Annotated in this window: 11 protein-coding genes and 1 pseudogene; 6 read left to right on the top strand and 6 right to left on the bottom strand. The window is 59.5% G+C overall.

Annotated features, from left to right (window positions below):
- Window positions 1-291 precede the first annotated feature (291 nt).
- The gene (locus tag K2O51_RS32300) at window positions 292-549 is read left to right on the top strand and encodes a hypothetical protein (RefSeq protein WP_011295901.1); all 258 of its coding nucleotides are present in this window, start codon (window positions 292-294) and stop codon (window positions 547-549) included.
- Between the two features lie 760 nt (window positions 550-1309).
- Here K2O51_RS32300 and K2O51_RS32295 read toward each other — a convergent pair.
- A complete protein-coding gene (locus tag K2O51_RS32295) occupies window positions 1310-2296 on the bottom strand; it encodes an NAD(P)H-quinone oxidoreductase (protein ID WP_011295902.1) in 987 nt (328 codons plus the stop codon).
- 176 nt (window positions 2297-2472) lie between these two features.
- Here K2O51_RS32295 and K2O51_RS32290 point away from each other — a divergent pair, with 176 nt between their 5' ends.
- The gene (locus K2O51_RS32290) at window positions 2473-3345 is read left to right on the top strand and encodes a LysR family transcriptional regulator (RefSeq protein WP_220632181.1); all 873 of its coding nucleotides are present in this window, start codon (window positions 2473-2475) and stop codon (window positions 3343-3345) included.
- A gap of 122 nt (window positions 3346-3467) precedes the next feature.
- Here the strand turns inward: K2O51_RS32290 and K2O51_RS35360 are convergent.
- Together K2O51_RS35360 and K2O51_RS32285 are read right to left on the bottom strand one after the other, a co-directional pair.
- A pseudogene (locus K2O51_RS35360) lies at window positions 3468-3596 on the bottom strand (IS30 family transposase); the annotation flags it as partial.
- Window positions 3597-3792: 196 nt separating this feature from the next.
- Window positions 3793-4230, bottom strand: coding sequence for a serine hydrolase family protein (locus K2O51_RS32285; protein WP_084792034.1), 438 nt, complete (start codon window positions 4228-4230; stop codon window positions 3793-3795).
- 488 nt (window positions 4231-4718) lie between these two features.
- On the opposite strand from K2O51_RS32285, the gene K2O51_RS32280 reads away from it, so the two are divergent.
- The 3 genes from K2O51_RS32280 to K2O51_RS32270 are packed head-to-tail and all read left to right on the top strand — an operon-like array spanning window position 4719 to window position 6575.
- Window positions 4719-4958 (top strand): hypothetical protein, encoded by a 240-nt coding sequence (locus K2O51_RS32280; RefSeq protein WP_235679885.1) that lies wholly within the window; start codon window positions 4719-4721, stop codon window positions 4956-4958.
- Window positions 4955-6193 carry a type II toxin-antitoxin system HipA family toxin gene (locus K2O51_RS32275; RefSeq protein ID WP_011295905.1) on the top strand — a complete coding sequence of 413 codons (1239 nt, stop codon included), beginning with the start codon at window positions 4955-4957 and terminating at the stop codon, window positions 6191-6193. The genes K2O51_RS32280 and K2O51_RS32275 overlap by 4 nt, the downstream gene beginning before the upstream one ends.
- Window positions 6194-6233: 40 nt before the next feature.
- Entirely contained in the window at window positions 6234-6575 is a 342-nt protein-coding gene (locus tag K2O51_RS32270) for an enolase-like domain-containing protein (protein ID WP_245002023.1), read from the top strand.
- Window positions 6576-7247: 672 nt separating this feature from the next.
- Here K2O51_RS32270 and K2O51_RS32265 read toward each other — a convergent pair.
- Window positions 7248-8048: a hypothetical protein gene (locus tag K2O51_RS32265; RefSeq protein ID WP_220632180.1), complete on the bottom strand. Its 801-nt coding sequence runs from the start codon at window positions 8046-8048 to the stop codon at window positions 7248-7250.
- Window positions 8049-9746: 1698 nt separating this feature from the next.
- Entirely contained in the window at window positions 9747-10145 is a 399-nt protein-coding gene (locus K2O51_RS32260) for a hypothetical protein (protein ID WP_011295910.1), read from the bottom strand.
- A gap of 547 nt (window positions 10146-10692) precedes the next feature.
- Here K2O51_RS32260 and K2O51_RS32255 point away from each other — a divergent pair.
- Window positions 10693-11379 (top strand): metallophosphoesterase family protein, encoded by a 687-nt coding sequence (locus K2O51_RS32255; protein WP_011295911.1) that lies wholly within the window; start codon window positions 10693-10695, stop codon window positions 11377-11379.
- A 212-nt stretch (window positions 11380-11591) separates the two neighbouring features.
- Here K2O51_RS32255 and K2O51_RS32250 read toward each other — a convergent pair whose 3' ends face one another.
- Window positions 11592-12362 carry a UvrD-helicase domain-containing protein gene (locus K2O51_RS32250; RefSeq protein WP_219916633.1) on the bottom strand — a complete coding sequence of 257 codons (771 nt, stop codon included), beginning with the start codon at window positions 12360-12362 and terminating at the stop codon, window positions 11592-11594.
- Window positions 12363-12367 lie beyond the last annotated feature (5 nt).

Here is a 12367-nt window from a genome sequence, read left to right as displayed (position 1 = left end):
GGCGTAACTGCTGAACGTTGCGCAGGTTGCCATTGCAGGTATCGTGTGATGCACACCGTTAATCTACAGTTTCCTTGGCCGGGCTGGAGGTGGTGGACCGAGGCAATGGTCTCGCTTACACCGGATCCGTGCAAAGTGATGGAAGTGTTTTGCTTAGGGGGCATACCGGCGAGCCAAACAAATGGATCTCGAATCCAGCCCAAGGGACATTCACGAAGTTGGTCAGCTACTTTGAGATTCGCCACGAATACATGGCTATGACCCGCGACCAGTTGGCCATGATCTACCCTTATGAAGACCGCTCACGCCGGGCTGCCAGAGGTGGATTTCATCCCGACAGCCTCGTCCGCTACGGCGTCATCATCGGCGCCGAACCGGCCAGCCACAACGGCGGCGCAAAACCAGACCTTATCGGCCACGCAGACCGGCAACAGGCTGACGACGGGCTTCCCGACGGTGCCGCGCGGTGCAGCTATCCATGGGAAGATCGCAAGCACCAAGGACGCGACGCCGGTGCTGTACGTGTTCGATGCGAAGGCCGGTGAGTAGCTCGATATCACGGCGACAGCGCCGAAGTTCAACCCGGGTTTGGCGACCTATAGGGGCGACGATCAGCAGCGTGTTGAGGCCCAGGCTGGTCAGAGTCCGCGGACCACGACGCTGAACATCAAGCAGACCGTCACCTACCTAGTTGTCGTGTATAGCGCGGATCCAGGCAAAGGTGGCGATTTCACGCTGCAGGTCAATATGCCCTTCCCCGTGTCTGATCCGTCGCTGAAGCGCCCGATCGCTCAGAAGTAAGCCCGCCCACGCAGCAATCACAGTTGCCGCCCCCAACAAAGTACCCGCTTGCCGGGAACGACGAGCGGGTGCGTTGAGTCCCCCACGCTCCTCGACAGCACTAGGTGGACGCCTCTAGGCACGGCCGATTGCATCCCAAACGCAATGGCAAGCCGGTGGCAGTCTTCAGCCATCTCCTGCCCTACGCCCACCGGTCCAGAAGGAACGCTCGGTTGTGCTCCGCGTCGGGCCCCACCCGGCCATCAACGGACTTTAAGCCGCAGTCTCATACGGACATTCAAACGCCCCTCCGCTACCTGAATGCCTTTCTTCACCCACAACTGCCTCGACCATCTTGGAAGCAAGGATTGCTTACAAGATGGGCATGCGCTCGCGTCGACTGCGGGCGCGCGGGCCGCCGAGGGAAACCATGCCTGGCCCGGTCCGCAAGCGCCAGTTGGCCAGGCGGCCTGAGCGAGCGGGCTAAATCCACTGTGGTATTCCACCTGCCGGCAACGTAGTGATCCAACTATGCACCGGTCGACAGGATTATCTTACCCACGCTTTGGTTCGACTCCATGCGCCGGTGCGCTTCGGCGGCCTGAGCCAGCGGGTACACGCTGTCCACCACCGGCACCAGTCCGCTCTCGGTAAAGCCCGGCAGCCAGCGCTGCGCGAAGCGCGCGACCATCTGCCGCTTGACCTCCGGCGTACGCGATTTCATCACCGTGCCGATGATCTGCAGATGGCCGTAAAGCAGCCGCTCCAGTGGCAGATTGGCACCTTCTGCGCCGCCAAGCAGGCCGACCTGCACCAGCCGGCCGCCATTGGCCAGCGACAGGACGTTTCGTTCCAGGTAGGAACCGCCGATGAAATCAACGATCACATCCACGCCTTTGCCACCGGTTTCGCGCTTTACCACCTCGCCAAAATCCTCGGCCTTGTAGTCGATCAGCACGTCCGCGCCGAAGCCGCGAACGCGCGGCAGCTTGCCGCTATTGGCCGTGGCGAAGACCCGCGCGCCCGCCGCACGCGCTAATTGCACAGCGGCCGAGCCCACGCCGCTCGCGCCCGCGTGGATCAGAACCTTGTCGCCAGCCTGCAGACGACCAAGGTGCAGCAGCGCCTCGTGCGCCGTGACAAACACCTCTGGAATCGCGGCGGCGTGCACGTAGTCAAGCCCGTCGGGGATGCGCATGGCCTGCCGGTAGTCGATGCGCGCCACCTCGGCATAGGCGCCGCCGCCCACGATGCCCATTACGCGGTCGCCAGTCGCAAAGCCGGCCACCGCTGCGCCGGCAGCGATCACCTCGCCGGCGATCTCCAGGCCCATCACCGTGGAATCGCCAAAGCTTGCGCGCCCATAGCCGCCGCGGCGGTGGATGATGTCGGCGCGGTTCACGCCGGCGGCGTGGGTGCGCACCAGCAGATCCTGCGGGCGCATTTCTGGCACGGGCAGATCACGCAGTTGCAGAACGTCGGCCTCGCCGAAGTCCTCGAAGTCGATGGCTTTCATGGGAATGTCCTTTGGATGGGCCGGAGACTGATGGGGAGTTCGGCGATACGCGGCCCGGTTTCTGTGCCAAGGCCTTAATGTAGGTCGGCGCCGTGATGCAGTCATGCTGATATATTCGCGTTCAGCAATGCATTTTTGCATCACCTTATTTGCCTCCTCCCAAGGATCGATCCGACATGAACTGGAACGACACACGGGTATTCCTCGCCGTGCAGCGCGAGCGCACTCTGCGGCGCGCTGCCAAGGTAGTCAACATGGACCAGGCCACCGTGGGCCGGCGTATCGCCGCACTAGAGCACGCGCTGGGCGCCACGCTGTTCCTGCGCACCTCCGATGGATACGTGCTGACCAGCGCGGGCGAGAACGCGCTCAGGTCCGCCGAGAAGATGGAGCAGTCGGCCCACGAACTGGCTCGGCAGGCGCAGGGCATCGATACCCGTCTGGAAGGCGAGGTGCGCGTGACCACCACCGACACGCTGGCGCTGGCGTTCCTGATCCCGGCCATCGAGCGGTTGCACGCCGAGCACCCGGACGTGCGGGTGCTGCTCAACACGTCCACCCAGATGATGAACCTGGCCCGGCGCGAGGCGGATATCGCGGTGCGCACGATCAAGCCCGAGAACCCCGACCTGGCGGCCCGACTGCTGGCCCGCTGGACAGTGGGACTGTACGCATCGAGGACATACCTGAAGCGGCACGGCGAACCGGCCGTCGGCACCGGCTTCGCCGGGCACGACCTCGTCATCTACCAGCCCCACACCAGCGGCAGCCGCCTTCCAACGCTGGTGGGTGAGCCGACCCACACAGGCCGGCTCGTGTCGGCGGTCAACTCTAGCCTGATGCTGCGCGCCACGATCCGGGCCGGCATTGCCATCGGCGAAGTGCCGGTGCACCTGGCCGAGCGCGACGGACTGGTGCGGATCTGGCCCAAACGCGAGCGTGCACAGCCCTACGAGGTATGGCTGGTCACACATCAGGATCTGCGCCACACCGCCAGGGTGCGGGCGATGATCGACGCCATTGTGGCGGAATTCGAGGGCAGCCGCTGAGCACTTGGGGGCGGGGTATTGGCAGCCACAAAAATACCAAGTTGCCAGGAATTTCTGAAGAACACATCCTAGGCCTTGGACGGCCGAGCCGACCGAATGAGCGGTCGTCCGCAGGACGGGTGCCTCTGGACTGAAGAGTGCCCGCGATCAAATAACCTGGCGATCTCATGAATCGTATCTCCCTTGCGCCAGCGATCCCACATGAGTGCCTTCTGCGCCTCGGAATAATAGATCCTCGGCCTCTGCTTCATTTGCAACACCTCCACTGCTCACACAGATTCTAGATGTTGCATCGACCGGTTGATGCCGCAGTAGATCGGTAACCGATCTTAATCCGGCCCTCAAAGGGCTCAGGACGTCATGTTTTGATGGCCGATACGTAACGGGCGACGTTACGCCCCAATACCTGGAGAAGCTAGGTGAGCTGCGGCGATGCTAGCTCTCTCATCAAATGGAAGAACCCGTTCCCACTACTACGACTGCCCTCTCCGCGTCGGCATACAGGGTATTGCGATAGCGCAGCGAACGCCGAGCCACTTCGACGCGGTGGTTTGAAAGCGTGGTGAACTTGCGAATCAACGGGTAGTGCGAAGCGGCGTCTGCCATTCTCAGAAGGTCGCGCGCGCTAGATACTTTGTGTGGCGACAGTCCCGTCGGATCCTGAAAGCGGGTGTGATGCATGCCAAGCGCACTGGCCTTCTCGTTCATTTTCGCGACGAACGCTGACTTCCCGCCGGCAATAGAGCGCGACAATGCAGAGGCCGATCGATTCTCCGATGCCATCAAGGCCAAGCGGAGCATCTCACCGCGTGCGAGTGTGGCACCGACCGGAAGGCGGGAGGGCGAATGCTTGATCAGGTCGACGTCGGCTGGCTCGATGGTCATCGGTTCGTCCAGCGCCAGATGCTGGTCGGGGTCATCGTGCTTTCGGTGCAGATTGATACGCTGAGAAGCGAAATCTCCAATGCCGCCAACGACTTACGGCATAGGAAAAACCGCCCTGGGGATCTTCGCAAGTCATTGATATAGCGGAACATTGCCCCGTTAACCGTATCAATTTTCACGGAAAGGCCGATTACCCCAAAGCCGACGAGATGTGCAAGCGTCTGGGACCTGAAACGAATCCCTAAGCGAGGGACCTCTTGTCCCGAGACATACAATGGTTAAATGTGCCCCTGCAAAAGTGGCGCATCGGGCGCATCGAATTTTGAAAAAGCAAATAATACGTTCTGTTTGACTTAGACTTGGCTATTATTGTTTGCATCATGCCCAGAAAAGCCAGCGCTGTTTCAACCCTGCCAGGCCCGGTTAGCCGGTCGCTGATTCAGCTCGGCCAAAATCTGCGACTTGCGCGCAAGCGGCGCAAAGAGACCATGGCAGCGTTCGCCGAGCGGATGCAGGTCTCCGTCCCGACACTACGGAAGATGGAGCAAGGCGACCCGACAGTGTCGATCGCGGTCTATGCAATGGCCCTATGGCTGGTCGGCCGTCTCAAATGGCTTCCGGAGGTGGCGAATCCTGCCGCGGATGAGGTCGCGCTCGACCTTGAGATCACCCGTATTCAACGGCCTGCGGCCACCAAATCGTCGCAGTCGCAGTGGAAAAAATCATGACCGGCCACCTGTACGTCTGGCTCTACCAGCCTCACAGCCATGAACCTGTGCTCTGCGGGCGCCTGGATCTGATCGGTGGTAGGCAGTGCCTGTTCTCTTATGCGCCGGACTATCTGCGACGTAAAGACGCTATCGCCCTCTCGCCCGACTTGCCCCTCCGGAATGGCCAGTATGCAGCGCCGTCCGGCTTGGAGCTGCATCCGGTCTTCGAAGATGCAGGACCGGACCGCTGGGGCCGGCGCGTTATCGATCGGGCTTTCAATCCGCGTCGGCGCGCATCGATCGACTACCTGGCCTTGGCTGGCGAGGATCGGATTGGCGCGCTTGGGTTCGCCTCGACGGCGGATTCCTACGAGGTCAACCATCCACCCGTATTTCACCGCGGTGACTTGCCAGGCCTGATCGAAGCTGCGCGCGCCGTCGAACTGCAGTTGCCTATCGATGATCGTCTTCGCCAGTTGCTGCGCCCGGGCGGCACCGCCGGCGGCGCCCGTCCGAAGGCGATTATTGATGATGACGGCAGCTCGTGGATCGCCAAGTTCGCCGCCGAAGGCGATGAGGTGGACTTCTGCGCCATTGAGCATGCCTCACTCGTGCTGGCGCAGGCCTGCGGCATCGACGCGCCCGAGTCTCGGCTTGTCCAGTTGGGCCGCCAGAACACGTTGTTGGTCAAGCGCTTTGACCGGGAGCCGGGCGGCGGCGGCCGCATTCACTTCGCGAGCGCGCGCACGTTGCTGCTTGCCGAAGGGATCCCGGAGGAACAAATGTCCTACGCGGACATCGCGGAGGTAGCGCGCCGCTACTCACCTGAGCCGCTTGAGGACTGTCTCCAGATGTTCCGGCGCATGGTCTTGAACATCCTGATCGAGAACACCGACGACCACGCCAAGAATCACGCCTTCCTGCATCACGGCGGGGAAAACTGGCGGCTATCGCCGGTCTATGACGTCCAGCCGCAGTTGCAGGGGATTCCGTATCAGCAACTGATCGTCGGCGACCACGGAACGGATCCGACGCTCGCAAACGCCCTCTCGCAAGCCAGCCGCTTCATGCTCACGCCTGCCGAGGCACACGCCGAAGTCGAGAAGATTGTGGAGACCGTGTCGGGCTGGCGCGAGGTCTTTTTCGAGTCCGGCGTTTGCGAACGAGACATCCGAGAGCTTGAGCGCTTCATAGTGCGTGATTCGGAATTACCGCCGTTGCCGACCCGACGGCGCACCGAACGTGGAGTCTAGGCGCGGTCGCACTGCAGCTTACCGAAAGTTGCTAAACGAAATGCAGTTGGTCACCTGGCCGAATCCCTGCAGCCAATCACCGCGCAGCCTTTGGAAAATCCGCTACTTCGTCGATACCGAGTTCACCGATTTTCTGGACTGCCAGCTGATCAGCGTTGCGATCGTCGGCGAAGACGGGCGCGAGTTTTACGGTGAGTGTTCCGACTTCGATCGCCGACAGTGCAGCGCCTTCGTGCGCGAGGCCGCGCTTCCGCAACTCGGGCAGGGTCCGAGCCGGTCGGTCCGCGCCTCGACGTTTAGCCTGTCATCAGTTCCACAATGCGGGCAGGCAAGCCCCGTGGGTCTCGAATACGGTCGTCATCAGATACTCCGTTGGGTTTGAGTCGGTCCAGTCCCGCCTGGGGCTGCACCAATCGCTTTAGAGGGCTGCCTGCTGGCGGTGCACAACCGGCGCGAGTCGAACCGCGCACAGCCCGGACGGTCAGCCATGCAACTGGCGAGTAGGCGATACCGACGCAGAGCACGCCCACCCAAACAGGAGGCGCGACGGAATCGGCGCCGTAGCCCAACGTGGCCAGCAACGCCAGCAGGAACGCGGCAGAGACTTGCGCTGCTCCCTCGCCGTCAAAGGCAGACACCTCCCCAAGAACCTCCTTGAGCTGGCCCCCTAGGAAAGCAGCCAACGGCGCGACGATAGTCGCCGCGATCAGGAGCGACGTGATTAGGGTGAACGTTTGGGATTCGTAGATAGGCTGCATGGGCATCACCGGTCGTTGAGTTGATATACCCAGCCTACTGATTGCGAGACGACCCACGCAAATTCAAATGACTTGCAAATCCCGGTCGACGGGGAGAATGTCACGGCCGGTCTGACGATGCGCAAGTGCCGTCTGTCGCCGAGAAAGCCCTGGCGCGTTGGGTCGACTTCAAACCCGAATCAACCCGGCTCCCTTAGTCGGATCAGATATCCGCAGAAGAACCAGATTCGGTCCAAACGAAAACCGCAAAAATCATTGAGCTTGCCCACTATTGCGGACCCGGATATACAGAAACACTACTTCCCGCCATCGCCTTTCTCACGGCTCGCGGTTTCATGGTGCAAATCTCTTAATCGCTCTGCCGGCTTTTGTCCACCAGAACCGCCAGTTCGGTGAGCGTGGATTACTTTCCCATAATAACCACTCGCCTTCAATGGAGAGTTACCCATCTCGCCTGCAGTAGCCGCCGTACCTTGGCGCGCCTTCCTATTCGACCCGAATTGGCCACGCATCAGATAAAGAGAAAAGCGGGTGCCCTCTTCGCCGAAAACCGCTAACGACGAAAGCCAAAGATACCTTCTGACGCGGTTGTAAATATCTTGATACCGTTCCCCTTCGTCCAGAAGGGAGTGCAGCATATTCATAAACTCACCGACTACCTCCCGATCGGGTTCGTCAATGCTGACCAGTCGATACTTTGGACGTTGCACCTCATCCGCTACCTCCGGCCCCGAATCAATCTCTAACCTGGCAATCCCTGCCGTCCAGTCGGCCTTTCGCAGACGCTGCTTTGCAGTCTTGACCCGCAACTTGCTCTCGGACTCATCGGCCCATGCCGCATGCTCGCATTCAACAGGACGGAGACCTGAGGCGAGTCCGGCCCGCAACCACGTCCCGACCAGAGCATTTGGGCTAAGGGTCTTGTGCGACGCCAGAGCACGCTTATCGAGGTAGCGCAGCAATCGGTCAAACTCTCGCTTTGAGAACGTGCGCTTGCGCTGTGACTTGGACGAATAGCGAGTCGCGGTTGCCCCGGGTTTGGTTCCCTTGAAGCCATCCTTCGGGCAGCCAGTCAGAAGGATCACCCTCGATTGCATGACGTCCTCGTTCTGAGGCAGTCCCTCCAGCCAGTACAGCACCGCGGCCCTGGTCGTGTTTCAGGTGGACGGTCGCATTTCAGGCGCGCGTCGCAGCAAAAGGTCGACGATCTCGAGTGGCCCGACAACACGATACATATGGGAGCCCCTGTCCTTGGCCACGATCCGCCTCCATAGGGAATCAACCGCCTTGTGATAGCGATGCAGGATGCTATCGGACACCCTCTGCACGGCCGGCCCGAACGGCTTACCGGATGTCGCACTGATCGGATGTGGCGGACGACCAGCCTTCCCATCAGATAAATCCGCCGGCCGGTCCCGCTCCTTCGAGTCCACGTCCGCCGCAAGCTCACCCCGTCCATGTGGCATCTGCGTCAGGACGTAGTACGGTATCAGCCCCCTCTCAGCAGGCGACCTGAAGTCGAACTGGCTCACTATGCGGATCTCGCCCGGAGGATGCTCCTTCAGGTCCTCGTCTGCCAACTGATTCGCACTGCCCTGCGGCTCGGCCTCGCCCTCAAACTCGTCTTTACACTTAATCATCTTCCACCAATCTCAAATTGGACGCTTCTACCTCTCAGACTTTACTACACACGTTATGTCGGGTGCATTAAGTGATATTGAAAAATGTGATATCTCCACCTCCATCAAGTGTGAACTATTTTTGATGGTCTGGCCGCCGCCAATGCTGACTCGAATTGATCCGAGAGGCGCCAAGATTCGCCGCCAGCTAAGCGCTAGACGGGTCTGCGCTGAAGCCGCCCAACCTTGCATTCGTTGAAGAAAAATCCGATTGAATCGTCGTCACGGAACCTAGACGTAAAGGATGTGGCGTACTTCACATATATATTTTCGATGTGAAATCGTTGTTGGATAGCAATCCTAAATATGCGAAGTCCGTAAGCCCTAGAACTTCTCTTTTTTCTATGTTAATCAAAGGGTTAACGTGATGACTGTTAGGTCCACGTGCTCTTTGTATTGAACAGCGTCGGCTTTGTATTGAACAGCGCGGGGTTTGTATTGAACAGAGCCACTGCGTAATATGTGCCTTACCGGCGCGCGGAACCTGGCTTGTGATGTCCGCTTCCACGCTCAACGTGTCGCCGCCGCGGCGCGTCCCCTCTCAACGTCTAATTGTTGGGTCCTTCCGCACCCCAAGGCGCGTCAAGGCCAGCTTGGATGCGCTTGAACGGCATTCCAAGCCCGATGGCTACGCGCTCCAATGCGCTTGAATGCGCTATGACGCGCTCGAACGGCATCCAAACCCAGACCGCTACGCGCTCCAATGCGCTTGAATGCGCTATGACGCGCTCGAACAACATTCAAAGCCCGACCTCTATGCGCTCCAATGCGATTGAATGCGCTTGACCGGAACTCGAATGGGCTTTAGCGTGGGAATTAATAGATGACGCGACGGCCTGACTGGCCTATGTATCGCGAACAAGGGAGGGAGAGAGAGAGCTCGGTCGTTCAGCGGCGGACCGAAGTCCAATGCGAGTCGCCCGATTGGGTCGACTGCGTAATGGGCGAGGCCGGGTTCTGGTGCTGGCCGGTGAGAGGGATGGATGCCGCGTAGACAGCTCGGCGCGCCGGCCTACTGCCCGCGATATCGAGGCTCGTGCTCGGCAGTTCGAGCAGCACGAAGATGGTCGTAGAAGGATGCGCTCTCTTCCTTGGCGCGCTCGATCACGCCATCCGTCAATTGAATGATGTGATCCACCACGTTTTCCACGTCCTCGAACTGGATACGCTGAACACTCCCGGCCCGAACTTATAGGCCTTGAAGTACAGTGCCGTGGTAATCAGTGCGAAAATAGCCAGGGCACATGCAAAGAGGTGATAGTGTGCCGCATTCCCCCGAATCGCCGCCACGTCACCAGTAAGGAGGATGCGTGCCAAGCCGATAGGAGATGCGCCGAGGACGAAAGCCGAAAACGCGGCAGTCGGCACCAGAACAGCCATGGTCAGCGAGCGGGAATTCATGATGCCCTTGATAGCACTGGTTTGTGCAGTCACGACGCCGGTGCCGAGAGCCGCCATTACAGCGGTGAAAGGGGCCAAGCCCTTTTCCGACATATTGTGATTGGTGAACTTCATAATGTATCCCCTTTTAACCTGCCACACCCGGCGCAGCGACCTACCTTTGTCTTCAGCCGGGCCGTAGATTACTCGTTTCAGCGCTGGATCTTCCTTCGAATGCACTCACAGTTCGTGGGTTTGTCCCAAAGTTCGTGGGCTGGATTCTCAAAGTTGATGGGTACATCGGGTCATCCTTCACCACAGCCAATGCCGCGGGAATGTCCGCTCACCCGCAATGACTCTCATCGTGGTGATCGATAATGTCGCAATCGCCTCACCGGTACGATCGATCTGCACTATAAAATGAGCGTTATGGTCGATTCGCACTGTTTATAGGGCATGACTACTGCGACGCCTTAATCGTTTGAGTCCGAAGAAGCCCTGCGAGCGATTGGCGCCGGCATCGGGACAGCCTGGCTACGCCGCGGCAAGTTGACCGCTCTGGCGGCTCAACGGACACGGGGTATGCGCAAAACCTGGGGCCGCCTTAAGGAGCTTCCGTCGACGGTGGTCGTCACCGAGGCGCCTGTTTCCCCCAAACGCAAATAGCCCACGGACGCGCAAGATGCCTAGAAGCAACGTATTTTTCTGCGGAGACCCGCATGGCGAGTTCGGCCCGCTGATCGAAAGTGTCCAGCGGTATCGTCCGGAAGCCGTGGTGCTCGTCGGCGACATCCAAGCCAAGCGTCCGCTGGATGAGGAGCTCGCCAGTATTCTGCAATTGACGGAAGTGTGGTGGATTCCCGGCAATCATGATACCGATAGTGATACCGACTACGACAATCTATTCGGCTCAGGCTTGGCTGACCGCAATCTCGATGGCCGTGTCGTCACGATCGCAGGCGTCCGGATCGCGGGGCTGGGGGGCATTTTTCGTGGTCAGGTATGGATGCCACCCGAAGCACCGCGCATCGTGAGCGAGTCCGACTATCTTGCCCAATGCGGAAAAGGGAATTACTGGCGGGATGGTTTGCCGCGGCGTCATCGCAGCACCATCTTCCCGCAGACGTACCACGCGCTGTGGAATCAGCGAGCGGACGTCTTGGTGAGCCATGAGGCTCCAGCGTGTCACCCGCATGGTTTCGATGCGATTGACTCGCTGATTGACGTCATGGGCGTGACCCGCGCATTCCATGGTCATCATCACGAGTCGGTTATTTACCCTGGCAGTGGTTCGTGTCGCATCGTCGGTCTAGGCGCATGCGCAGTTTCCACGCTCGCGGGCGAATGGGTGACCGGGGTCTCGGCTTGACGGGCGGCACCCAAGCCGATAGCCGACCGACAGAGCGGACAAACGGAAGGCCCCGCGTTTCAAAACTGTCCCGTTCGAGAAAAGGTCCGCTATGCAATCTTGTCGGTGACAATGCGCCGATCATTCTTCGCCCCCCGTAGTCCCCGAGTAGCATGGACCAACGAATCCCTCAGTCAATGGCATTTTGAGAGGCATGACAGCTACCAAGCCGGTTAGGGTGTCCAATACGGCAACGTAGATGCACCCGCATTGTCAATGACCATGGCCACACTTTGTGCAGCTCGAGTAACGGCCACGTAAAAGCTCGCTGCTGGTACTGGCTCCAAGCTTGATCCCTTACGCACGAAGTCGGTAATACCTGCCGTCGGCATGATAAGCACACGCTCAAATGTTGAGCCCTTCGCGACCTTGAAGTTCATGAAATCCAGATTGAACTCCTTGCCTGAGCCAGCCATGCTTCGTAGGCACTGTGGCGCGAATCGTTCTACATAGTCCCTCACGTGCTTCTTCGTTAGAAGGAATACGCCGTCGTGATCCGTCATCGCATCGTTGCGAGAGACGGTTGAAGGGAACGCCCAGCTCGCGTCGAAAATCGTGTCGGAGAATGCAGCAATTTTCGGATGGCATCGCCATGTCTCGACACTCTCCCTAATGGCCAGCCTTCCCAGTTGTTCTCGCTCACGGAACCACTTGACTGTTTCTGCATAGGCATACTGTTTGTTCTTAGTGCTGCGCGGGTTCGTTGCCAAGACCGATTGACGGATATCTCCAACCATCCGGATGTGAATAGACGAGTGCAGCAGCGCGTCTACAATCTCCCAATCATGAGCGCTCAGGTCTTGCACTTCGTCTATTAGTATCTCGTCGTACAAACTCTCCAGGCGTTTCAGCAAAGCGCCTTCGCTTGCGCCTACGAGTTCGCTCGAAAGCCGCCCCAGTTCACATGCATACGCTGCGCCATGAACATCGAGAAATCGCGACAAGCCTG

The organism is Cupriavidus pinatubonensis, assembly GCF_019602855.1.
GTDB classification, from domain to species: domain Bacteria; phylum Pseudomonadota; class Gammaproteobacteria; order Burkholderiales; family Burkholderiaceae; genus Cupriavidus; species Cupriavidus pinatubonensis.
This window is presented reverse-complemented; position numbering and strand designations above follow the sequence as displayed.